19 protein-coding genes are annotated in these 25,048 nt (G+C 42.1%); 11 read left to right on the top strand and 8 right to left on the bottom strand.

Features of this window, described 5'->3' with window-relative positions; genetic code table 11:
* Positions 1-100: 100 nt before the first annotated feature.
* The 4 genes from J1N51_RS04115 to cysZ all read right to left on the bottom strand — a co-directional run bounded on the left by J1N51_RS04115 (position 101) and on the right by cysZ (position 4,244).
* Positions 101-577: a MarR family winged helix-turn-helix transcriptional regulator gene (locus tag J1N51_RS04115; RefSeq protein WP_208832716.1), complete on the bottom strand. Its 477-nt coding sequence runs from the start codon at positions 575-577 to the stop codon at positions 101-103.
* A gap of 105 nt (positions 578-682) precedes the next feature.
* Complete coding sequence (gene putP, locus J1N51_RS04110) at positions 683-2,128, bottom strand: sodium/proline symporter PutP (RefSeq protein WP_232842887.1); 1,446 nt, start codon at positions 2,126-2,128, stop codon at positions 683-685.
* A gap of 305 nt (positions 2,129-2,433) precedes the next feature.
* Positions 2,434-3,384: a hypothetical protein gene (locus tag J1N51_RS04105; protein WP_208832714.1), complete on the bottom strand. Its 951-nt coding sequence runs from the start codon at positions 3,382-3,384 to the stop codon at positions 2,434-2,436.
* Positions 3,385-3,485: 101 nt separating this feature from the next.
* A complete protein-coding gene (gene cysZ, locus J1N51_RS04100) occupies positions 3,486-4,244 on the bottom strand; it encodes a sulfate transporter CysZ (RefSeq protein ID WP_208832713.1) in 759 nt (252 codons plus the stop codon).
* A 317-nt stretch (positions 4,245-4,561) separates the two neighbouring features.
* On the opposite strand from cysZ, the gene smc reads away from it, so the two are divergent.
* From smc to prsT, 3 genes are all read left to right on the top strand, one after another.
* A complete protein-coding gene (smc, locus tag J1N51_RS04095) occupies positions 4,562-8,020 on the top strand; it encodes a chromosome segregation protein SMC (protein ID WP_208832712.1) in 3,459 nt (1,152 codons plus the stop codon).
* 62 nt (positions 8,021-8,082) lie between these two features.
* Positions 8,083-9,261, top strand: coding sequence for a cell division protein ZipA (gene zipA, locus J1N51_RS04090; RefSeq protein WP_208832711.1), 1,179 nt, complete (start codon positions 8,083-8,085; stop codon positions 9,259-9,261).
* Positions 9,262-9,351: 90 nt separating this feature from the next.
* Entirely contained in the window at positions 9,352-12,129 is a 2,778-nt protein-coding gene (gene prsT, locus J1N51_RS04085) for an XrtA/PEP-CTERM system TPR-repeat protein PrsT (RefSeq protein WP_208832710.1), read from the top strand.
* 109 nt (positions 12,130-12,238) lie between these two features.
* Here prsT and flgN read toward each other — a convergent pair whose 3' ends face one another.
* The 3 genes from flgN to flgA form a co-directional block, all read right to left on the bottom strand.
* A complete protein-coding gene (flgN, locus tag J1N51_RS04080) occupies positions 12,239-12,676 on the bottom strand; it encodes a flagellar export chaperone FlgN (RefSeq protein WP_208832709.1) in 438 nt (145 codons plus the stop codon).
* Positions 12,677-12,678: 2 nt separating this feature from the next.
* On the bottom strand, positions 12,679-13,005 hold the full coding sequence (flgM, locus tag J1N51_RS04075; protein ID WP_208832708.1) for a flagellar biosynthesis anti-sigma factor FlgM: 327 nt from the start codon (positions 13,003-13,005) through the stop codon (positions 12,679-12,681).
* Between the two features lie 99 nt (positions 13,006-13,104).
* Positions 13,105-13,815, bottom strand: a complete 711-nt coding sequence (gene flgA / locus J1N51_RS04070) for a flagellar basal body P-ring formation chaperone FlgA (RefSeq protein ID WP_208832707.1) — start codon at positions 13,813-13,815, stop codon at positions 13,105-13,107.
* A gap of 276 nt (positions 13,816-14,091) precedes the next feature.
* On the opposite strand from flgA, the gene J1N51_RS04065 reads away from it, so the two are divergent.
* The 8 genes from J1N51_RS04065 (at position 14,092) to trhO (ending at position 22,045) form a co-directional block, all read left to right on the top strand.
* Positions 14,092-15,021, top strand: coding sequence for a chemotaxis protein CheV (locus tag J1N51_RS04065; protein WP_208832706.1), 930 nt, complete (start codon positions 14,092-14,094; stop codon positions 15,019-15,021).
* A gap of 26 nt (positions 15,022-15,047) precedes the next feature.
* Positions 15,048-15,875: a CheR family methyltransferase gene (locus tag J1N51_RS04060; protein ID WP_208832705.1), complete on the top strand. Its 828-nt coding sequence runs from the start codon at positions 15,048-15,050 to the stop codon at positions 15,873-15,875.
* Between the two features lie 69 nt (positions 15,876-15,944).
* Positions 15,945-16,343, top strand: a complete 399-nt coding sequence (flgB, locus tag J1N51_RS04055; protein WP_208832704.1) for a flagellar basal body rod protein FlgB — start codon at positions 15,945-15,947, stop codon at positions 16,341-16,343.
* A gap of 2 nt (positions 16,344-16,345) precedes the next feature.
* Positions 16,346-16,759, top strand: a complete 414-nt coding sequence (gene flgC / locus J1N51_RS04050; protein WP_208832703.1) for a flagellar basal body rod protein FlgC — start codon at positions 16,346-16,348, stop codon at positions 16,757-16,759.
* A gap of 11 nt (positions 16,760-16,770) precedes the next feature.
* Positions 16,771-17,454 carry a flagellar hook assembly protein FlgD gene (locus tag J1N51_RS04045; RefSeq protein WP_208832702.1) on the top strand — a complete coding sequence of 228 codons (684 nt, stop codon included), beginning with the start codon at positions 16,771-16,773 and terminating at the stop codon, positions 17,452-17,454.
* A 23-nt stretch (positions 17,455-17,477) separates the two neighbouring features.
* Positions 17,478-18,953, top strand: coding sequence for a flagellar hook protein FlgE (gene flgE / locus J1N51_RS04040; RefSeq protein ID WP_208832701.1), 1,476 nt, complete (start codon positions 17,478-17,480; stop codon positions 18,951-18,953).
* A 343-nt stretch (positions 18,954-19,296) separates the two neighbouring features.
* Positions 19,297-20,871 (top strand): SulP family inorganic anion transporter, encoded by a 1,575-nt coding sequence (locus tag J1N51_RS04035; RefSeq protein ID WP_208832700.1) that lies wholly within the window; start codon positions 19,297-19,299, stop codon positions 20,869-20,871.
* 181 nt (positions 20,872-21,052) lie between these two features.
* Positions 21,053-22,045, top strand: a complete 993-nt coding sequence (trhO, locus tag J1N51_RS04030; RefSeq protein ID WP_208832699.1) for an oxygen-dependent tRNA uridine(34) hydroxylase TrhO — start codon at positions 21,053-21,055, stop codon at positions 22,043-22,045.
* A 77-nt stretch (positions 22,046-22,122) separates the two neighbouring features.
* Here trhO and J1N51_RS04025 read toward each other — a convergent pair whose 3' ends face one another.
* The gene (locus tag J1N51_RS04025; protein ID WP_208832698.1) at positions 22,123-24,978 is read right to left on the bottom strand and encodes a putative Ig domain-containing protein; all 2,856 of its coding nucleotides are present in this window, start codon (positions 24,976-24,978) and stop codon (positions 22,123-22,125) included.
* Positions 24,979-25,048: the final 70 nt, after the last annotated feature.

Raw genomic sequence — 25,048 nt, 5'->3', positions numbered from 1 at the left:
ACATGTACAGAAGCTATTATGAGCTTAGAAAAGGATTAGAGTACTTGCACAAAAAAAGCACCAGAAGGTGCTTTTTATTTTTTTATAAGGAAAGGTGTGTTTATATCTTAGGGTCAATTTCACCAATATTAAGAATTGGAGCAGCGTCAAGTTCGTTAGCGTCCATCATATTGGCGACTCGCTGAACACTTGAAAGCAGAAGAGATTGCTCCCAATCTTCGAGTTTGTTAAATCGCTCAATAAAGCTGTCTTCCATTGATCTTGGCGCGTCATTTAAGGTTTTCTCACCTGTTTCTGTAAGGTATAAAGCAATGCGGCGTCGATCTGACTCGCTTCGAACACGACTAATAAGCTGTTTGTTTTCCAATCGATCTAGGATACTTGTCACCGTAGCCTGACTAAGATTGACCAAGTCTGAAACGCGTTTAGCGGTGATACCTGGATCTGCTTTGAGTTCTTGCAGCACCAATAACTGAGGCCCTGTAATTCCAACATCTTTGCTGAGTTTTTTTGATCGCAAGTCAATAGCTCGAATGACACGTCGAATTGCGACCAATAGTTCTTCGTATTTTTCCAAAGTGATACCTTTTACTTTTTTAACCCGGGCACTTTAACGTGAAAGGCACAGAGATCAAGTCAAAAACCCTGTGCCTGTTGTAACCCATAGGTAAATGTTAGGAGCTTATCCGTCTAGAGTCGTTTGTGTTTTATTGAAAACGGCTTCTGTTTCGTCGCTAGGTGGTGTTGTTAGCGTACTAACTACATAAATAGCGATACTAGAAATAATGAATCCTGGCAGAAGTTCATAAAACACACTTCCTAACGCCTTATCATCGGCTAATACAGGAGCGTACTTCCAAAAAATGACAGTTACAGCCCCTGACAATACACCAGCAATTGCGCCTTCGTTCGTCATCCGCTTCCACAACAATGCGAATAAAACAACCGGTCCAAAGGCCGCACCAAATCCAGCCCAGGCACTAGATACAATATCTAATACACCGCTGGTAGAATCCATTGAGATAGCCGTTGCGACTGCGGCAACGATGACTACACAAAGACGGCTTGTGAATAACAATTCTTTCTCTGAAGCTTCTTTATTAATAAAGACTCGATAAATGTCTTCGACTAATGAGCTACTCGAAACCAATAATTGTGAAGACACTGTACTCATAATAGCAGCAAGAATAGCTGCCAACAGCCAGCCTGCAATCAGCGGGTGAAATAAAATTTGTGATAACAGCACAAAGATGGTCTCAGGATCATCGACTTGCATGCCTGTCTGGCTCGCATAATAAAAACCAACAATACCTGTTAGAACTGCGCCAATTATAGTCACAGTCATCCAAGACATACCGATGCGTTTAGCAATTTTTACTTCTTTGTGTGAACGGATCGCCATAAAGCGAACAATAATATGAGGTTGACCAAAATAACCTAAACCCCAAGTCATTAAACTTAATACACCAAGCCAGCCCAAGGCATCTTTGGCCGCAACTTGATTACCAAAGTCGGACGTAATAGTTTCAGTAATTTGACCTAATCCATCTAATTCGCCCATTGCAAACAGTGGAACCATAATCAATGCAATAAACATGATACAGCCTTGTACAAAGTCAGTCATACTTACCGCTAAAAACCCACCTAGTACCGTATACAAAATAACGACAGATACAGTGACCAAAACACCGGTTTGGTAGGCCATATCAAATCCACTTTCAAACAACTTACCGCCAGCGACTAGCCCTGAAGATGTGTATAAAGTGAAAAAGAAAATGATCACAGCAGACGCGACAATTCGAACCGAACTGTTGTTTAATGAAAAGCGCTTAGAGAAGAATTCTGGAATAGTCAACGAGTCGTCTGCCAACTCAGTATAAACTCTCAGTCTAGGAGCGACTAAAATGTAGTTAACATAAGCGCCGATCAACAAACCCACAGCGAGCCACGCACTGTCTAACCCGCTAACAAAGGCTGCACCGGGAAGACCCATTAGCATCCAGCCACTCATATCTGATGCGCCAGCTGACAATGCGGTCACTTTAGGGCTTACATTTCTTCCACCCAACAAATATTCATTATTGTCGGCCGTCGAGTGACGCATGGCATAAAAACCAATGCCGAGCATCAACGCAAAATACAGCAGAATTGAAATAAAAGTATAATCAATCAAGGGACACCTATCCTTTGTCTAGTTTTTTGGATTGAATGCTTTGTATTTAATTTGTATACAAAACGTTTTTAAAATAGGGTAACACGACCTTTTTTAAAAATCGAATTTGCTCTTTAATGTCTATACTTTATGGAGTGTGGCTAGGTGTTTAAGTTGGCAGTGATTGGCAAGTAAAGCGTACACTTTTATGGGAATATCGCGCCTAATAGTTTCAATACAAACCATTAGGCGTGATACAGGGAGAACTAAAACTGAGAGAATTAAAATAGAGTGGCTTTTTTGACGTCTTTGGTCACTTCCTTACTACCTTCTAACAATGCTTCCGCTTCTTTGGCGAAGGCAGGTGGGGTTGGAATAAACTCAATAAGCTCTTCAAATCGGTCTTTAATTAAACGAGCAATGATATCACCACCAACAAGGACTTCACCGCCTTTAATGTGGCCTAGTTTGTCATAGAGACTAAGTACCGCTTGTTTTACTAGCCATATTTCTTTTTCAGTAACTAAGTTAACCTTGTGCAGTGTGACTAATGCTTCAATGTGTTCAGCGATACTTTTAACGTAAGGCGAAATATAGGACCAACCACGGTTTTTGGCTAAGGTTTGGCAAATATAAATTTCGTGGTGAATGTTGTGTAAGTATTTAGAAATGACTTTGGCATCTCGGCTATGGCGTACCTTCATGTCAAAGATCTTGCCGTGTTCCAAATCTAAGTTCCAAGAGTCAATAACATTTAACAGTCGTGTTTCGTGAGGAAGCTTATTATCAAAGTTAATAATATCGACGTATACATTGACTTTAGTTCGCAAAATTTCGTCGCTTTGCTCAACAAGGCTTATTAGTCCTTTTGCGCCCGATTCAATTTCAAAATTAGTGTGAGTTCGGGACAGTAATTGTTCTTGGCTTTCTGCAACTCGACTTTGGACCGAGGCGGACTCAATGATGCTTGCCCGTGCTAATCGCAACTCATGAATTTGAAATCGAAGAGAGAAGATCAATAAAACAACCATAAAGGCCAATAACAAAGGCGTTAACCAGCCGCCAAAGTACTCGCCAATTTGGCCAATTTCACTCGGGCTCACTTGACCATATGCAAAAAACAAATAGGCGGTTAATATGCTCAATGAGACGACAAGCATCAAGCCAATGATTAAGGCACTATTAAACTGCTTTTCTTCAGGTGTTTTTAAAAGACTCTCAGGAACCTTCATTTACAATTTCCATATTTTTATTGTTATTATTTTGCCTAAAATAACGTCAACGCCATTTGACTGCAACGGTTTTGGCGAGATTTAGGGAACTTAAGTTACTGCTAAGTACCTGATTGACTGTCCGATAAACTGTGCTCTTTAGATTGATGTTCAAGTTGTTCAACCCACATAATTGTTGCACCACAAATAGCCGCAGGCATTACCAATAAGTTTAACAGCGGAATTGATGTAGCGATCGACACCGTAGCGCCAAAGCCAAAACACGCGCTTTTGTTGTCGCTCAAAATATAACGCATGTAATCAAAACTATATCGATTGTTATCAAACGCATAATCGCAGTATTGGATGGCTAAAACCCAAGCGATAAATGCAAACCAAATTGCCTGACCAATAATCGGAAAGAACCAACCGATTAAGAAAAAGCCAATCATTCGAGGAATAAAATATACCAGCTTACGCCATTCTCGTTTTAAGGTGTGCGGAATGGCTTTAACTAAAGCGGTCATCGAGTCTTGCTTGGGTTGCTCACCTTTGAGGTGCATTTCGACTCGCTCAGCAAGTACACCGTTAAACGGCGCGGCAAGCCAATTGGCAACTGTTGTAAAAAACAATCCAAACAAAAGCACGATAATGAGTAACGCTAACGGTAATAAAATAAATTCGAGCCAACTCAACCAGTCAGGAATGTTGTCGTGAACCCAACCAATATGTACCGAAATTTGTTGGTACAAATAGACAAAGGCACTGACAAAGAGCACAAAGTTAACCGCGAGCGGGATCAAAATGAATCGCTTGAGTCCTTTGGTTTTAAGTAAACCAAATCCACGAAAAAAATAACTGATACCATCTCCCATGGTCATATCGCGTTCTCCAATTTTATTATTAGCCTGATTGTTACAAACTTACCTTTAAATAGGGACAAGCTGCAATCGTTCAAGTGTTACAAAGTACAACAAAATTTGCTATCTTTCACGGCTTTGCACCAAGCACGGTGCAACTGTAGATATAATAACCGCAACAAGAAGTTCGATTCACTTTTAAGTAATTTCGAATAAAGATATGGTAAAAAACAACAGTTGCTGTAAGTTATTCGGTTGGTCGCAAAATGACAAATGCGGCCTTATATAACAACAATAAATTATCGTTACTAAACACTCGGCAGAACGTTAGAAAATAAATGCGCTTAAAACATATAAAGTTGGTGGGGTTTAAGTCCTTCGTTGATGCAACCACCGTTCCTTTTCCTGAGCAGATGACCGCAATTGTCGGGCCTAATGGCTGCGGCAAATCAAACGTCATCGATGCTGTGCGTTGGGTGTTAGGCGAAAGTTCTGCCAAAAACCTGCGTGGCGATGCCATGACAGACGTTATTTTCAACGGTTCGACTAATCGTAAGCCGGTATCTCAAGCTTCTGTTGAGTTGGTATTTGATAATACCGAAGGGCGCTTACAAGGCCAACTAGCGGATCGTAATGAAATATCGGTCAAACGTTTGGTGACTAAAGATGCGGTTTCTTCCTACTTTTTAAATGGCACTAAATGTCGCCGTCGCGATATTACCGATATCTTCTTGGGTACGGGATTAGGTCCACGAAGTTATGCGATCATTGAACAGGGGATGATTTCAAGGCTTATAGAGTCTAAACCTCAAGAGTTGCGGATCTTTTTAGAAGAAGCCGCGGGTATTTCTAAATACAAAGAACGCCGTCGAGAAACAGAAAACCGTATTAAACACACTCGTGAAAACCTCGAACGACTGGCGGATGTTCGCGAAGAGTTAGGAACTCAACTCGAAAAACTCAAGCGACAAGCGGCCACAGCTCGTCGATATAAACAGCTGAAACAACAAGAACGTCAATACAAAGCTGAGCTCCATGCCTTGAAATGGCATGAGTACAACGAGCAACTCAATTTTCACGAGCAACAAAGACTGATAAAAGAAACCGAACTCGAGTCCTTCATGGCCGAGCAACGAGGTGGTGAGCTAGGGCTGATTAAACTCAAAGAACAGCTCAATAGCCTCAACGACAAAGCACAAGAAACACAACAAAAGGTGTTTCAAACCTCAAATACAATCACCAAACTTGAGCAACAGATTGTTTTTGATCAAGAACGCGCTAGCCAGCGTGAAGATCAAAAAACACAGCTGATATCGGCAATAAAAGACGCCGACGAGTTACTCGAGCATGAGCGCGAAAACCTTCAGACCCTAGAATTACAGCTTGAAGACCTTGAACCTCAACAAATGTTGGCGACAGAACAATACGAACAAGTTCAAGCGGAGTTATTGGCAGCCGAAGAAAGCTACGAGCGTCAGCAAAATAGCATTGCTCAGCAACTCAAAAATTTGTCTCAGGCCCAACAAAACGTCAAGGTCATTGAAACTCGAGTCCATCACGCACAAATAGAGTTAGCAAGAAATCAACAGCGCCAGCGAGACTTAAGTCAAGAGTTACAAGACTTGTCCATTCATGAGCATCAAGAAGAGATTGAGCTTCACAAAGCAAAACTGACTGAACTCACCGATACAGTAACTGATTTGCAATCCCAAATTCAGCAGTGGCAAAAGACCGCCACTGAATTAACTGCGCAGCACGAACAATCAAAGCAAGCGGTAAAGGCATCAGAGCGAGCACTGCACGAAACCACTATTCATCTTGAGCAGTTACAAAACTGGCAAATTGAGTTTGAACAAACTCAAAATCAACAAACGCAAATTGAGGTGTTGGGACCGGCAATATCTGCGCTTGATGTTGAACCCAAATGGCTTGCTGCCGTTGAATATATGATGCAACAGCACGGTCAGCCCTTACTAGTTAATAAGTTGCCGTCTGAGGCGCATCATCAAGCGCATGATGGTCAGTATTTACTATCGGGCAAACAAGCGGATAGCCAACCTGGCTCGCTCGCCAGTGTTATTCGTGATGGCGTATTTCCCGCTTGGTTTAATTTGATTGGATTGGCAGACAATCAACAACATGCACAAACCTTGTTATCACAAGGTTGGCATTTTGCAGTGACGACCGACGGCACTTGGTTTGGTCAAAACTGGCAAGGTCGAGGTAACTTCGAACAGTCAGGTAATCAATCGGTCCTACAAAAGCGACAAGAGATCGAAAAGTTATCTGCCTTGAAACAATCTCAATCAGATGAGCTTGCAGATTTAATGGCGCAACAAACAACACTAGAAGCAAAACTTGGAGACGCAAATGCGTCTTTGAAAGAGCTAGAAAGTAAGTTTGCTGAAAGCCAAAAACAACAACACAGCTGCGAACTAGAAATTCGTTTATTAGAGCAACAAGCCAGCTCTGTGCTTCAACAAAAAAACAAAATAAGCCAGGAGCTCAATGAACTCTCGCAAGGAATCGAAGAGTCAGCACTGAGCATAGAAATGTTGCAGGAAGAGTTGTTGATGGCACAAGAGTCAGAGCTCGAATTACAACAAGACTCTGAACAAACTGAGGAAGGTAAAGCCGAGGCACAAAGACGTTTACAAAACATCAAATCTCAGGTCGAACAAATAAACCGTGAGCGTCAGCAAGTCGAATTACAAGTACAAGACATAAAATCTAAAATCGCTAACCTAACAGCAAACCTTCAACGCGCCGAAGCTCACCGAGCGCAAACAGAGCAAAAGTTGACTCAGCTGTTAGACCAAGGTCAAGAACTACAAACGGCAGAATTACTACACGAGCAGCTCGAAGAACAATTACAGCTAAGACTCGAATTAGAGGAGTTATTACTAGAACAAAACAAAGCTGTGGCGGACGTCGCAGAACAAATCAAAACCCTTGAACAAGGTCAGTCTGGGGTTATGGCTAAATTAGATAAGATGCGTGATGTTATTGCCGATGTCAAAATGGAATCGGAAGGGGTAAGAGTTCGGGCGCAAAATATGATTGAAGTTTTGGCCCAGATGAATGTCAACCTCAAAGAACTTCTCGAAAACATGCCAAGCGAAGCAGAAAAAGAAGCGTGGAGCGAAGCATTGGAGAAAACCACACACTCAATCCAGCGTTTGGGTGCAATCAACTTAGCCGCGATTGAAGAATATGACATTCAGGCTGAACGTAAAGGTTATCTCGACGAGCAATTTGAAGACTTAACCAGTGCACTAGAAACGCTCGAAGCGGCAATTAGAAAAATTGACCGAGAATCAAGAGCTAAGTTCAAAGAGACCTATGAGCAAGTCAATGAAGGTCTACAAACTCTTTTCCCAAAAGTGTTTGGCGGCGGTGCAGCCTATTTAGAACTCACCGATGACGATTTATTAGAAACAGGTGTGACCATTATGGCCCGTCCACCTGGTAAGAAAAACTCAACGATCCACTTGTTAAGTGGTGGCGAAAAAGCCCTGACCGCATTATCATTGGTCTTTTCAATATTTAAGCTAAATCCAGCACCGTTTTGTATGTTGGATGAGGTCGATGCACCGCTCGATGACGCAAACGTGGGGCGTTTTTGTAAACTGGTTAACGAAATGTCAGATTCTGTTCAGTTTATTTATATCAGTCACAATAAGGTTGCAATGGAAATGGCAACCCACTTGACCGGTGTAACAATGCAAGAGCCAGGTGTGTCGAGATTAGTTGCCGTGGACATTCAGCAAGCCGTTGAAATGGCAGAAGCGGTGTAATCAATTTATAGATTTTGCCCAGATAAGCAATACGGATAGAAAGCAAAAGGTTAATAATAAAAATGGCAGAAGAGTTACGTTTAGCGCTTTCATTATTAGGTTCATTAGCAGTCGGTGCGGTGGTGTTGCACGGCATTTGGACAGTTAGAAAAACGAGTTTAGAAGAACGCAAGCAAGCAGAACAACAAAAACAGCAAGAAACGCCAGAGATTGATGAAGAAGAGCAAGAAATCCAAGCTCTAAAAATCAAACAAATGGAAATCGATTTCTCTGATTTATCCGATAATGGTTCAGAGGGAAGTACTACAGGTCTTCCAGTGGTGGATATGAATGTAGACTCTATCTACGACAAATCCAAAACTGAGATGGACCAAACTGTCACGAGCGAAGCTAATTTAGCCGAACCCAACCTGTCCGGCGCAAATCAACCTGAACAAAAACAGGGTGAAATGCAGTCGTTTTTGAGTCACGCTCGACAACTCAATCAAAATCCAGATGTCGAAATTCAATCGTCTCAGTCAGCTGAACAACAAAGACAAAACCAACAAGCAGAGTTTGCTGGAATGGAAGTTACGTCAAGCCAAGTTAAAAACGTAGATGTTGGCGAAGCTAGTGATATTGACAATATCAGCAGCTTCCGTAACGACGATGACACTGTTTTGGTTGAGGGCTTTTCCGCATTTGGAAATATTCGGGATGACGAAGTTGAAACTGAGCAACTACGCGGATTGAGCTCAGGCGATGTAGAACGTGATGTTGCTTCAGTATCTGCAGCGGAACAATCTGAGCAGCCAGTCGCTCAACAAACATCAACAGATACTCAAAAAACTGAACCCAAACAAGAAGTTCTGATCTTGTTTGTCGATAAACCATCAGGTGAAATGATCGAAGGTGCCAAATTGTTGCCGCTGTTACTCACTTTAGGCTTCAAGTTTGGTGAGATGGATTTTTTCCATCGTCATGAGCAAAGCTCGGGACATGGTGAAATCCTATTTAGTTTGGCCAACATGTATAACCCTGGGACGTTTGATATCGACCACATGGAACAAGTATCGACTCGTGGTTTAAGTATTTTTATGACGTTGCCAAACGCAGGCGAGGCACTACAAACATTTAATATGATGCACAATGCTGCCAAAAAGATTGCCGATGAGTTTGGTGCTCGAGTACTTGATGCAGAACGTCAACCGTTAGACGTGGTTAGAGTGCGCAATTATGTTGATAAAATTAGAAAGTTCTAATTTTTTCGATATAGATTTGTGACATATCTTTGTGAAATTACTGTGTAGATAATAACAATAATAAAAGCCAAGGATGCTAAGGAAATTTAAATGAAAAATTGGATTGCAGGTGCAATGGGCCTGGCGTTAGTTGCCTGTGGCTCGGATAATGAAAACTACCTCGAAAGTGGCAAACAATCCATTGAACAACAGTCCTTTAGCACCGCTGTTATTCAACTCAAAAATGCCGTTCGACAGCAGCCTGAAGACGCTGAGTCTCGTTACTTTTTAGCTGTCGCTTACATGAGTGTCGGAGACGTGTCTGGGGCCGAAAAAGAGTTCGAACGAGCTTTGGATTTGGGTTACGACGCGAATGAAGTTGTTCCCAATCTAACCAAACTTTATCAAAGTAAAGGCAACAAAAAAGGTATCCACAAGCTAGTTGCCAAAGCAAAGGGAACTCGACCACAAGTACTCGCTGAGCTAAAGCTGAGCCAAGCAAAAGTTTATGTGGAAGCTGGCGAGCACGAGAAAGCACAAGCCGTTTTAGACGAATTAAAAGAAATCCCGGGCTCTGGTGAATTCGGCTTGTTGGGATTAGCGTATTCATTTGTTATCAAGAACAACATTGATGCGGCACTTGTACAATTAGATAATGTGTTGGAGCGTTATCCAAATCAACAAGAGGCTTTACGACTGAAGGGCAGGTTGCTACTTGCCAACGATCAAAAAGAGCAAGCCGCCAATGTCTTTGTCACTTACACTCAACAATATCCAAATGATGTAAATAGTAAGGCTTTATTAGCTCGTCTGTATATGGACTTAGATAAGCCTGAACAAGCTGACGAGCTGTTTAATGAATTAGCTAAAGCCTTTCCAAAAGCACTAGAAATTGCGACGCTGCAAGCTAACACCAAGATGGCATTGCGTCAGTATGAGCAAGCCAATCAAGCAGCAGAGCGAGCTCTGTTGATCAACAGCGAAGATGTTACGGCGCGACTCATTGCAGGTGTAAGTAGTTATTTTCTTAATAACCATGCTGACGTAAACCGTCACTTATCTCTTGTAGCTGGTCTCTTACCAGAGAGTCATCCAGCGATTCGAATTTTAGCAGACAGTCAGCTAAAGCTAGGTCAATCACTTGATGCAAGTGAGACGTTAACAGCCATACAAGGTGCCGACCTCAACAGTGGCGATGCGCTGCTTATGACACAAGTGGGTCGTGGTCTTGTTGTAGATGGCCAGCTTAAAAAAGCCAAACAAATCTTATCTGAGATTCCAGAAAACGTTGAGCAGCCTGAGTCTCTAGTTAACTTAGGTTTACTCAAACTTTCCATGAATGACGTTTCGGGCGTTGAAGACTTAGAGCTAGCGACGGAAAAACTAGACAAACAGCCGTTACAACTGCAACAGGTACTAGCAATTGCGTACTTGAAGTCTAACCAACTTGATAAGGCGTTAGAATTAGCAGAGCAAATGATCGCTCAGTCAGAAAGCCAAGTCCAAGGGTTTTTGTTAAAGTCTCGAGTCGCATTGATCAAAGGTCAACGTGATGAGTCTTTAGCGCTTTTGCAGCAAGCGGCCGAGCTAGCGCCTAACAATGCAAACATTCAATTAGCACTCGCACTTGTACCGTCCATTAATAATGTGGCCGATGCCGAAGTTGCGCTAAACAAGCTAGAGGCGATCCTCGAACTAGAACCGAGCTTTACTCCTGCTATTACTCAACATTATGGGCTTACCAAGCGCTTTGGTGTACCACAAAAAATGACAGTTCACTTAGCTGACTATCTACAACAAAATCCATCAGACATAGAGCGCAGCCTTTTATATGCCAATATCCTAATAACGGAAGGGCACGCGAAAAAAAGTCTAGAGATATTAAAAAGTGAACAGTTCAATGCCGAATTGAGCAAACCTTTGCGAGAAACTTATAACGGTATTTTGGCACAAGCTTATATTCAAGATCGCCAATTTGATAAAGCGTTTGACCACTACAAAACTTGGTATCAAACGGAACCGTCAAACGTAAATGCGGTTAAAGGCTACACACGTCTCCTACAAGCTCAAAACCTAACCAAAGAAGCGCTTTATGTGACGTCTTCTTATATGGAGGATGTTTCTAGCGAGAATATGGAGATAGCGCTTTTACACGCTCAAAACTTAGTTCAAAGTAACCAGCTAGAAGAGTTTCAGGCGCTTCATGACAACTTTAGTGACGAAATAAAAAGCCTACCTTTTGTCAAAGGGTTGTTAGGTCAAAAGTATATGCTGAGCCGTCAGCCAAAAGAAGCACTGCCTTTGTTAAAGGCGTCGTATGATCAGCAACCTACACCTAATGTAACCGCGTTTTTAGTAAGTGCACTAAATGCGACCCAAGGGCAACAGGTGGCTGTTTCATTTTTGAAGGCACACGTGCTTAAGTATCCTACAGACGCTGCAAATGCATTGCGCTACGCGACATTACAGACGTACAAAAACAATGATGAAGCAATTAAATACTATAAAAAGGTCTTAGAGCTAACTCCGCAAAATGCGGTTGCTGCCAATAACCTCGCTCACGTTTTGATGAACGAAGGGCAATTAAACGATGCATTAAAATATGGCGAGCAATCTTTAGCTATAGCGCCTCGTAACCCGAATATTTTAGATACTGTCGCAATGATTCAGTTGAAGCTGGGTAACAAGGAGCAGGCATTAGACTTATTATCTAAAGCTATGGTAGAAGCAGACGAGAAAGTTTCTGATGAGACTTTTGTTAATTATATTGAAGTCTTGTTTGTCAATAACGAAGTTAAGTTGGCTGAGCGTAAGCTTGCACAACGAGATATTAATGACAAACAACAAATGGAACGTCTAAAACAGTTACAGGCTCAATACATAAACTAGCTAAGCTTTAAATGCACTGTAGCTGTAAATTACCCATTAAAAAAGGAGACCCAGGTCTCCTTTTTTAGTAGCTATTTTAGGACGAGACATATCATTTTGCCAAGCTGGATTAGGCTTTGATTCCTTTGGTTAGTGTCGGTCCAGACTTTTTCTGACCATAGGCGTCGTAAGTAGAGTTTTTACTGCCACCAAGTAACAACATTTTGACTTGGTCAATAGCCACTTCGTTTTGTTTTGCCGTCAGATAGATCACTTCGTTTTGGGTTTGGCACTCTTCTAAGAGTTGGGTAATGATCTGCTTGGCTTCTACCAACGTTGGCTCAGTTGTTAACGCCTCGACATTAGGTGACTTAGCAATGGTGTTGTCGGTTTCTACTACTTTTTTTAACAGAGCTTCTTTTTGTTGAGCAATCTCAATGATTTTATCTCCGCTGCGCGTCTTCACTGCTTCTAATTCAAGCACCAGAAGGGCCTGCATGTCTTTTAACAGTTGAGTTTGTTGGCTTAACAATGCCTGCAACGATTGATATTGAGATTGTTCTGTCATAGTTATAACTTAAATTCAAAGTCCGCTAGCTTTTGAGCCAACTTATCATAATTAATCTTATAATTGCCATCAGTGATAGCCTGTTTAATTTCTTCAACCTTTTTACGGTCAAAGTTTTCTGTATCAGAAATCTTCTTTTGTAAATCTTTTAGCTGCTTGGCTTGTGGCGTTAACGCAACGGAGTCTTTCTCAGCTGCTTTAGATGAAGCAGTTTGTTGTTGAGACTGCTGCACATTATCTTGCTTTAATTGCTCAAGCTTTTGATTTTTAGGCGAATAAACAGAGTTGTTCACTCCGCTATTTTTACCATTGTTTATGTTGTTTACCATAACACACCCATAACGTATTTCTCTTCTATAAGCATATCGGCGCTCAGCCCAATAACTTTAGGCGATTCATGCATATTATCCGAAAAAACAGCTAACGTCTTATAGTTTAATTAAAATTTGACGTAGATCGTCAATGACCCCTTTTACGATACGCTCAGAGTTGTTGTTTTTAACTCTGATAGATTCGCCAAACGAGCCGTTTTCCATTGCAGTACCCGAGGTTTTAATTTGCATATTAGACATTGTAGCAACAATTGCGACACTGTCTCCTTTACAGACTAAACAAACATCAGAGCTGCTGATTTGATAACCTTGGGCAATATTTCGCATCGCACGGCCGCCTGCGATTCTTGCAATGTCATCCGTCGCCTTATTGTTTACCCTGTGTTTGTCGACCAAGGTCTTTTTAATCATGTCATCAGTGATGACCTCACCTTTGGCGATATTTGTTGTGGTGACAAGCGTTTCGATTAGTTCTTGCACCTGTACCTGTACATAGGCTTTCCATTCGTGACCCTCGGCTAAGCATTCTGCTTTGACAGGAAACTGACGGCTAAAGCTGCGACTTTGTGACATTGTCACGACGATATCTTCAGGACACTGTTTGATTCTAATTCGTGAGTCAAGTGGCAGGGCGGTAACAGTGATGTTATCGGTTTGATTTGGGTTTAACTGAGCACTTACATGTTCAGAAACTTCTTCTAAAAGTGTTTGATGTGCTAAAGAAATTTTCCCCATTGCCGATGTAGTTGGCATCGAAATGAACAAATAAACACCAGTTAAAATAATTGTTAACAAATTTTTCAACATATTAATCGCCTTTTTACTATGCTGTATCATATAGTTAAAGATAGTTAGTGCATCCTAGATAGATAAAAATAAACGCGTCGATAATTTGACGTTGTTATATCAATAACCTAATTTTTAATACGCTACTTAACGTTTTTAACCTTTGCCTTTTGAACAAACCACACCGAATACGGCTGTCGTTTGTTGTAATTTCCCCAGATTCTAATGGGAAATGGCTTGATATAAGGGGTCTAAACGTAAACTAGCAAGTACCGTTCCTAGTTTTGGAGAAAGTTTATGGCGGGTATTCTTGACTCAGTCAATCAAAGAACCCAGTTAGTTGGTCAGAACAGACTAGAATTACTATTGTTTAAATTGAAAGGGCGCCAGAGATACGGAATTAACGTGTTTAAAGTTAGAGAAGTATTGCAGTGTCCGCCTCTAACATCGATGCCAAAACTAAACTCCTTTGTAAAAGGGATCGCTCATATCCGTGGTCAAACTATCTCGGTGATTGATATGGGGTTGGCGACGGGTGGAAGGCCTATTCAAGATGTTGAAAATAGCTTCATTATCATCACCGAATACAACCGTACCATTCAAGGTTTCTTGGTCGATTCAGTTGAGCGCATTGTCAACTTAAATTGGGAATCGATTATGCCTCCGCCGCAAGGCTCTGGCCGTTATAACTATCTGACTGCGGTGACCGAAATCGACAAAGAGTTGGTTGAAATCCTAGACGTTGAAAAAATTCTAGAGGAAATCGCGCCATCAAGCACTCAGGTTAGTGCTGGTGTTGTTTCTGATTCAGGCATCAAAGACGATCTCGGTGACAGAAGCATTTTAATTGTGGATGACTCATCAGTTGCCCGTAATCAGGTTAAGCGTGCATTAGAAGGTGTTGGTTTGCCTATTGTTGCGAAGAAAAACGGTAAAGAGGCATTAGATTACCTAGCGGAAATTTCTGCAGATTGCGCTGAGTCTGTTACCGAAAAAATTGGCTTATTAATCTCTGACGTTGAAATGCCAGAGATGGACGGCTATACCTTAACTGCAGAAGTTAAATCACGTCCTAAATTATCAGATTTGCACGTAATTCTGCATACCTCATTGAGTGGGGTATTCAATCATGCCATGGTCGAAAAAGTTGGTGCAGACGACTTTATCGCGAAGTTTAATCCAGATGAATTAGCGGGCGCAGTCCAAAAATGGCTGCATCAAGACTAATTAAGGATCAGTAGAGTAAATTTATAGTGGGAAATAAAAATCTCGGCGATAGCGAGTACCGTGTCTTTTGTGAATTTTTAGAGCAGCAGTGCGGTATCGTATTAGGCGACAATAAAATGTACTTGGTAAAAAGTCGATTGTCGCCATTGATGACTCGGTTCGGAATAGAGTCGTTAGGTGAACTTGTAAATAAAACTCTCAAACCTACTGAGCGTCAGTTGCGTTCAGCTGTTGTTGATGCCATGACAACAAACGAGACTCTGTGGTTTAGAGATACCTATCCGTTCGAATTACTAAAAACCAGACTCTTTCCAGAAATAGACACAGGTCGCACTGTCAAAATTTGGTCAGCGGCGAGTTCGTCAGGGCAAGAGCCATACTCTATTGCGATGAGCATAGATGAATACAAAAAAGCGGCCGGTATGAAAAGCAAGAGTAGCTTTTCAGTGGTGGGTACAGATATCAGTAACACCATGTTAGAGCTGTGTAAAAATGCCGAATACGACAACCTTGCCCTGTCACGTGGCTTGTCCCCAGAGCGTAAACGAAACTATTTTGAAGATAGTGGAAACGGCATGATGCAAGTAAAGGCAGACATTCGCCGCATGGTAAGTTTTAGGCACCTAAATTTATTAGATAGTTTCAATCTGATGGGAAAATTTGACATTATTTTTTGTCGAAATGTGCTTATTTACTTTTCTCCAGAAATTAAGTCACAAATCATCAATAAGTTTGCTGAACAACTGAATCCTAAAGGATATTTGATACTTGGTGCCTCTGAATCTATGTCGGGACTGAGTGATAAATACGATATGATCCGCTGTAATCCAGGTATAATTTACCAGAAAAAATAACCGCCAAAATTTTTTGGCCTTCTTTTTGCATTTCATTTGCCATAACGAATCACTGCTTGTGGAGCAATTATGGCAATCAGTCTAGATAAAGCATTTGGCATACATCAACACGCCTTATTAGTTCGGTCAGACCGAGCTGAGGTGTTAGCGAGTAATATCGCCAATGCAGATACCCCTGGATACAAAGCAAAAGACCTTAATTTTGCTGATGCGCTGTCCAATGCGCAGAAAAAGTCAGGCTACAACATGTCTCGTACACATGAAAAGCACTACGACTTGTCCATAAATATGAACTCAAGCACACAATTCAGAAACCCTATGCAGCCTGATACTGGCGACGGCAACAGTGTCGATGTTCAGGTTGAGCGTAATAACTTTATGCAGAACTCAATGGAGTATCAAATGAGTTTGCGCTTTTTAAATGGAAAGATAAAAAGCTTGAATAAAGCGTTGAGCGGAGGACAGTAATCATGAGCTTATATAACGTATTTGATGTGTCAGGCACAGGCATGAGTGCCCAGTCTGTAAGACTAAACACCACCGCAAGTAACATTGCCAACGCGAATACAGTTTCGAGTAGCATTGATCAGACTTATCGAGCTCGTCATCCAGTTTTTGCTGCTGAAATGACAAAAGCACAAAGTGAGCAGTCTCAAGGTGTAAATGTTCTTGGCATTGTAGAGAGTGATGCTCCGCTTAAAATTGAATACAGCCCAAATCATCCGATGGCAGACAGCGAAGGGTATATCTACAAACCTAACGTTAATGTCGTAGAAGAAATGGCCAACATGATTTCTGCATCTCGTTCATACCAGACCAATGTCCAGCTGGCGGATGCAGCCAAAACTATGTTGAGCAAAACCCTTCAACTGGGCCAACGATAAGGTAGTTGCCAATGATTAACAATACGATAACCAACCCGGCAACGGATAAACTTCGTTGGCAAGAAGAAGACATCACGACCAATGAAATCAATGGTCAATTGGGTCAAGAAGACTTCTTTACCTTACTGACGACTCAGTTGTCGATGCAAGATCCAATGAACCCGACCAGCAATGAAGACATGATTGCGCAAATGACGCAATTTACCATGGCAGAAGGCATTACAGACTTAGGGTCTAAATTTGACCAGCTCAGTGCTTCAATGACTTCAAACCAAGCCCTTGAAGCATCGTCTTTGGTCGGCCGTAACGTATTAACAGCAAGTTCGATTGCCTACTCAGATGGCAATGGAATTAGTGGCCAAATCCCACTGCAAAAAGCGACGCAAAACGTAATCGTCGAGGTCAAACATCAGAATGGGCAATCAATTGCCATTCCTTACGGCTCTCAAAATGCCGGAATGCTTGACTTTGCATGGGACGGCAAAGGTCCAGACGGCGAAGCTTGGCCGCCAGGACAGTATCAAATAACGGTTAATGGCTTACCGGCTGGTGAGACAGAAGCCCAACAAATCCCTGTTCTTACATACGGAAACGTAAGCTCAGTAACGTTAGGACAGAATGGCACAGGTCTTGAATTAAATATTCAAGGTTTGGGCTCCATCGGACTTGCTGACATCTTAGCAGTCGGTGAATAGATTAGTAAAAGTAGGAGAATCCTATGTCTTTTAATATCGCCTTAAGTGGCTTAAAAGCAGCGCAAAAAGATTTAGACGTAACCGCGAACAACATTGCCAACGTAAACACGTACGGCTTTAAAGAGTCTCGCGCAGAATTTGCGGATGTATATTCTTCATCCATTTTTACTAACGCCAAGACAGCAAACGGTGAAGGTGTATTAGTAAACGATGTCGCACAGCAGTTTGGTCAAGGTAGTTTGTTATTTACCTCTAACTCGCTCGACATGGCAATCTCAGGTGGTGGCTTTTTTGCCATGACCAACGACTTGTTAAGCCGTGACATTACATATACTCGTGCAGGTGCATTTAAACTTAATGCAGAAAACTACATTGTTGATTCAAACGGTAGCTTCTTACAGGGTTTCCCGGTCAACGATGATGGTTCAGTCAAATCGGTTTCTTTAAGTACAACGACACCAATTGAAGTACCGGATACTGCTGGTGCGCCTCAGCAAACAGCGCAAATCGATATGTCGTTTAACTTAGACAGTGGTGAATTCCCGTTAGACCCGACGTTATTCGACCCAACAGATACAAATACCTACACGTCGTCAACTTCGACCGTAATTTATGACTCGTTAGGTAATAGCCGCATTGCGTCTATGTACTTTGTTAAAACATCTTCACCAAACAACGTTCAGGCGGCTGCTGCGGCTGATGCAACCTCTGCAACAGATGGTTTTGTTGGTGGTATCGCAGCGGTTCCTGCGGCAGAGCAAGCCAATGAAAACAGTTGGATGGTATTTGCCACAGTTACAGACGAGCAGGGCAATACAGTTCCTGTCGACCTGCAAAACGACAACGTGTTGGGTGCAACGGGCGTTGAATTTGAAACTCGTGCTGGTCAGCGTGGTATGTTACTTCAGTTTGATAGCTCAGGTGCGGTATCACCAGCGACGTTCCCTTATCCACAAACAGAACGTTTAGGTGAAACAACGGCTCCAACAACAATTGCGCCGCCTCCAGTTGCTCCTTATGACGGTGCAGGTGCGATTACTAACGGTGCTGATCCTGACCAACGTGTTAACCTTAACTTTACTAACTTAAATCAGTTCTCTGCGCCATTCGAAGTATCGGCATTGAGCCAAGATGGTAAAACAGTAGGTCGATTAACAGGTGTTACTATTGGTACTGATGGCTTAATCGAAGCTAAGTATTCAAACGGTGACTCAGTTCCTGTAACCAAAATCGCTCTGGTTCGTTTTGCTAATGACCAAGGTCTTACTCAAATTGGTAATACATCATGGACCGAAAGTCAGGATTCAGGTGCGCCATTAGCGGGTGAGGCGGATTCTGGTACATTTGGTCAAATTCGTTCAGGTACACTTGAACAATCAAACACTAACTTAACAACGGAATTGGTTGACCTAATCACGGCTCAGCGTAACTACCAGGCTAACTCTCGTGCCTTGGAAGTTAACTCAACCATTACCCAGACTATCCTTCAGCTTCGTTAATTTAGATAGTTGAGGAATAACAGTTCCAGGGAGAACAGAGGGGTCAGAGTCAGCAAGCTAAAAAGCACATAAAAATGACTCGGCCCCTTTGTTAATTTTCCTAAAGCAATTCATCCTCTTTGAATGTCTTCGGTTGATTGCTCGTAATGTATTTGATGCATCTCGCTTTGAATACACAATAAGTTCGCCATGGAGGTGTCTTATTAATGCGAGTATTTCAACCAACCCCTCATATCTAGCCAAAAATGAACTAAGATAAATTGACTTAATTAATGAACAGTTAGCGCATTTTCGGTATACTCTCGCGCTTTCAAAAATACCCACAAATTTAATCGGAGTAGTCATGTTTAATCTGATCACCAAGAGTGATTCAAATGTAAAAAATGACGTGTTATCTGGTATTACGGTTGCACTAGCGCTCGTACCAGAAGCCGTAGCTTTTGCCTTTGTCGCTGGTGTTGACCCTATGGTAGGTCTATATGCGGCATTTATGATGGGCTTAATCACCTCGGCAATCGGTGGTCGTCCTGGGATGATTTCTGGTGCGACAGGCGCGATGGCTGTTGTAATGGTGGCATTAGTTGCAACACACGGTGTGCAATATCTATTTGCGGCCGTGATACTCGCCGGTATCCTGCAAATATTGGCCGGAGTCTTCAAGCTCGGCAAGTTTATTCGACTCGTTCCGTATCCTGTGATGTTAGGTTTCGTCAATGGTTTGGCGATCGTTATTTTCTTGGCACAAATGGGTCAATTTAAAGTATTGGACTCACTGGGCAACAGTCAGTGGATGCAAGGCGAAGCCTTATATATCATGCTAGGCCTAGTTGCTCTGACTATGGCAATCATTCACTTTTTGCCAAAGATCACTACCGCTGTACCAGCGTCACTCGTTGCGATTTTGACCGTTACAGGTATTGTTCATGGTTTAGATGTAGAAGCACGTACCGTAATCGACTTTGTTCGTGACATGCTACCTGAAGCTGAAAAAGCAACGGCAACGTTAGCAGGTGAATTACCTAGCTTTGCTATTCCGGCACCTGAAACTGGCTTTTTGTCTTTAGAAACCTTATACATCATTTTACCAACTGCAGTAATTCTTGCCCTTGTTGGTTTAATTGAGTCTTTATTAACCTTATCGCTTATCGATGAGCTTACTGACACTCGTGGCAGTACAAACCGTGAATGTATCGGCCAAGGCGTTGCCAACAGCGTCAATGGTTTCTTTGGAGGTATGGGTGGTTGTGCCATGATTGGTCAATCAATGATCAACATCAATTCTGGTGGTCGTGGCCGCTTGTCGGGTATTACCGCTGCCGTTGTTCTACTTGCGTTCATCTTATTCCTTGCACCATGGATTGAATTAATCCCACTAGCGGCATTAGTGGGTGTAATGTTTATGGTTGTTTTAGGTACCTTTGAGTGGGCGTCGTTCCGCATATTACGCGGGGCCAACAAAGAAGACGCTTTTGTACTTATTTTAGTAACCGGTGTAACCGTTATTGCTGACTTGGCCATTGCTGTAATTGTTGGTGTTATCGTGTCTGCACTTGTATTTGCTTGGAAACACGCATCACACATCAACGCTAAAACTCGCATCGATGAAGAAGGCTGGAAAGTATATGAGCTAGACGGTCCGCTATTCTTCGGCTCTGTGTCTTACTTCCGTGATTTATTCAAAGTCGATCAAGATCCTGAGCACGTTGTGATTGAATTTAAAGAGTCTCGTATTTGGGACAGCTCGGGTATTGATGCCCTAGATGGCTTAGCCGATAAATATCAAAAGGCCGGTAAAAAACTCCATATTCGTCACATTAGCCCAGAGTGTCGTTCGTTGTTGAACAAGGCGCAAAAGTTCGTCGAGATCAATGTAAATGAAGATCCTCGTTATAAAGTGGCAACTGACAAGCTCGATTAATTTGATATAAATCAACAGAATCGAAACTCTGTACAAAAAAAGTCCAAATTGCGTAAGCCTGCGATTTGGACTTTTTTATTTGAGCCCGTATAATGCGCGCCGGCTTAACGCCCACCAATCATCTAAAATTTTAATCCGCAATGCTCCGGGCTTACGACTCGGGGGGCAAAGAGGAATGTATATGTCACAAGTAGTTGTGTGCGCAATGTATAAGTTTGTGCGCTTAGAAAATTTCCAAGAATTACGTCAACCACTGCAAGAAGCAATGGAAAACAACGGCGTTAAAGGTACCTTACTTCTAGCAGAAGAAGGCATCAACGGTACAGTTGCTGGTAGCCGCGAAGGTATCGATGCAGTTTTAGCTCATATCAAACAAGATGAGCGTCTAGCTGATATTTCTTACAAAGAAAGCTTTGATGAAGAAATGCCGTTTTACCGCAGCAAAGTAAAACTTAAAAAAGAAATTGTGACTATGGGTGTTGAAGGTATAGACCCTCGAGAAGTTGTGGGTACTTACGTTAAGCCAAAAGATTGGAATGATTTGATTTCTGACCCTGAAGTATTTGTAGTTGATACTCGTAATGATTACGAAATTCAAATTGGTACTTTCAAAAACGCAGTAAACCCACAAACAGAAACCTTCCGTGAGTTTCCTGAGTACGTTGCTAAAAACATGGATCCGGCTAAACACAAAAAAGTCGCTATGTTCTGTACGGGTGGAATCCGCTGTGAAAAATCAACAGCCTACATGAAAGAGCAGGGCTTTGAAGAGGTTTATCACCTAGAAGGCGGTATTCTTAAGTACTTAGAAGAAGTACCAAAAGAAGAAACCATGTGGGAAGGTGAGTGTTTTGTTTTTGACAATCGTGTTGCGGTTGATCACGACCTTAACAAAGGTCATTACGATCAGTGTCACGCGTGTCGCATGCCAATCACAGAAGAAGAAATGCAGTCTGAAAAATACGAAAAAGGCATTTCTTGTCCACACTGTTTCGACAAAGTAACAGACGAACAGCGCGAACGATTTGCTGAGCGTCAAAAACAAATCGAATTAGCAAAAGCCCGTGGCGAAGAGCACATCGGCTCAGAAGCAAAAGAAGTGATTGCCGCTCGCCAAGAAGAAAAGCGCAAACAAAAAGAAGCCGCTCGTGAGGCTGCTAAAAAGTCAGCTTAATCCAACGTAGTTGCAAGTAAGCGATTCATTCATTGCTAATAAAAAAACGATGCATATGCATCGTTTTTTTATGTCTCTTAATTAATAACCTTAGCTTTGCGACGCAGCCTAATTAAACTCAAGCCTGCGAGCAACCAAATAAGGTTCATAGAGCCACTGTTATCTTCTTCTTCTGGGTCTGAAACTAACAGGGTATAAGTTGTTTCCGTTGTCAAACCTGACGTGTCTGTGGCTGAGAGTGTGATCAAAAACTCTCCCGCTTCTGTAGGCCTGCCTGCAATTCCATAGGTCTCTGAGTCAAATACAATACCAGCAGGGAACCCTGTCGCTGTGAAGGTCATAACGTCGTTATCTGGGTCCGTAAATACATCGGCGACACTGCCACCATAAGCTTCACCCACTTTTAATGTTTGGGTTGATAGCTCAATTGCGACCGGCGCTTCATTGATATTGATGACCTTTGTTTTTAAGGAATGTTGAAAAGACCAGCCATCATATTCAACTACCAACCTAAACGGAGCCAATTGATCAAATTGCAATGCGGTTGTTTTATCGACTTCAAATTCGACCACACCATCGAACAACTCCGCTTCGGTCAATAAATTAAACATAGCTAACTGAACCATTGCCTCAGCATCTGGATTTAAAAATACCGAGGTAAGATCAAACTCAACCGTTTGTTGTTGACTCACTTCAGCTGGCTCAACGATAGATGCAAGAGAGAAGGGGATTTCAAAATCGATAAGCTTGATCCCAGCCGCACTGTTAGAATCAATAATCACAGCTCTGTCATCTGATAATAAAAAGGCCCGGCCAAAGTTTTCATTTACCTGGCTAGGTGCCTGTAAATAAGTAAAGGCACCAAGCTCGTTTGAATATGCGTCGGCAAAGTTGTAATAGAATAATAAACCACCTTGTGCCAAAACCGTCCCTGTTGCTGGGTTATAGCTTAACGCATCAGGAATAAAAGAATTATATGTCACCAACTCAACTACAGTCTCATCATCTAATAGCTCATAGGTCGAGTTATCTTCGCTAAAAAACGCAAATAAACGCTGTTCGACTGGACTTATAAACAAGCGATAATTCTGCTTAGTTTCAGAAATAGGCAAAGACCAAGTTTGGTTTAGCCACTGTGTTGTTTGTGTCACGACCACAGCCCCATTTTCTTCAACTGTGGTCGTCGTCACGACTTGGCGAGTGAAATAGGTAGGCATGGTGTGCGTGGTTTCAGCCGTACTATTAGAGATACTGCCGTTTTCATGTAACACAACACCATCTTGGTATTGCATCAAATAGGCGTGTTCGTCGAGTTTAATAACGGGGCCAGTTTCTTCGTTTTCTTCAACTGTCGCATTATCAACAAGGGTAACGCACGTACCAATCACCCCATCATTGGCAATAGGACAGCCTTTAAGAACCAGTTTATAACCCGCTTCAGATTCTGTATCGGGCTGTTTTGTTATAAAAAATACTTCCGTTCCATCAGCACTAATAGCTTGCTCGGTTACTCCTAATGAATCTTGGAGTAGTACTTGATCTATCAAGGTGTCATTGTGATACGTCTGTAAATAGTACTCAAAAGTCGGCGCAGTAACTGGACTGCTCTCTACTCGGTCGCTTACCACAGCGACAAGCAACTCCACAGGTTCATCTGAGCCTAATAGCACAGTATCTGTGTGTTCTATTTGTGCCCAGTCATTATTGACCATCAGTGAACGCACAGTGCGTGAGAAAACAGAGGTTGTTGAGGTTGCTCCATCTTCATCCACGACTTCTTGTTGCGCTTCAACAAAGTTTACGATGCCAAATTGAAATACATGATCAAAAGAACTGAGAGACTCTGGTGCAACAACCGTATTCTTGCGCTCAGACTCAACTTCAATCATATAACGAGTGCTGACTTCAATAGGGTTTTGAAAACCAATTTTGTTTGCGGTCAGATCAAATTTACGTGGTCCTAGCCAAACAACATCACCAGCAATAATGGGCTGTGCAGCTGCAGAGGTATACTGAATGCCCTGCATTAAGCGGTCGTATTGGTCTTCGGCAGTTAAAAACGCTTGGTTTTCAGTGTCTGTTTGAGGGTTATAAATAGAAAAATTTTGGTGGCCGCTTTGAAACTCTTCGCTATAACCGATAAATACAGCACCAGATGTATTGTCTGCATAATCAGGCACCCAAGCATTTTCACCGCCTATCGCTTCAAAGGTTGGCGAGTCAGTTAATGGAAAATCAGTGATGTACAATTGATTGGCTTTGTAAGTATACAAACTGTTTTGGTGGCTAAACATATCCACCGAGCCCCATAGTGCTTCAATCAACACAGGTGCCTGAACACGGTCGTTTTGGTATCGATAAACCTGACCTTGCGAGGTGTAAATCTCGCCGTTGGTTTGCACAAAAGAGCCAGAAGATAAATTAGGTATGACAAAATCATCAGCCGTATAAACCACACTTTCTTCTACAACATGACCGTTTACTTTGAAGGTAATTAGCTGATTAGCAACATTCGCCAAAAACAAGTTTTGCTCTGCGGCAAACTCTAAGCCTGCAACATTATTATTGTCAGAGGTATTCTCTAGCACTTCTGCGGTGATGTCGGTAAGCGCTCCATCTGGCAGTCCTTCAGCGTTCAATGCCTGACTAAATACTTTGCCCTGATTTGTAGTTAAATACAGATGGTCACCAGCACCGGTGATATAAATGGATTGCCAAGGGTCATTACTTGGGCTCTCTAATTGAGCTTCACTGGCCCATTTGACGTCATCAATGGTTAAAACATGTAAAAGGAAAATCTCTGCAGAGTAAAAACGTTGAGCGATAGAGGGGTGCTGTTTGACCCCAGAGTAGACATCCAAGTTAGGTTGAGCCGGGCTAGAAGAAGAGAACGCCACAGCTAAAATGAATAATATTGAAATGAGCTTATTCAAAATAAATCCCTGTTTTATTTTTATGCAATCCAGTATCAGTTTACTGTGAAATACAATCAAATCAAAAGGG

Origin of the sequence: Psychrosphaera ytuae (assembly GCF_017638545.1) — a bacterium.
GTDB classification, from domain to species: Bacteria; Pseudomonadota; Gammaproteobacteria; order Enterobacterales; family Alteromonadaceae; genus Psychrosphaera; species Psychrosphaera ytuae.
Note: the sequence above shows the minus strand (reverse complement) of the source record. Positions and strands in the feature narration are given on the sequence as shown.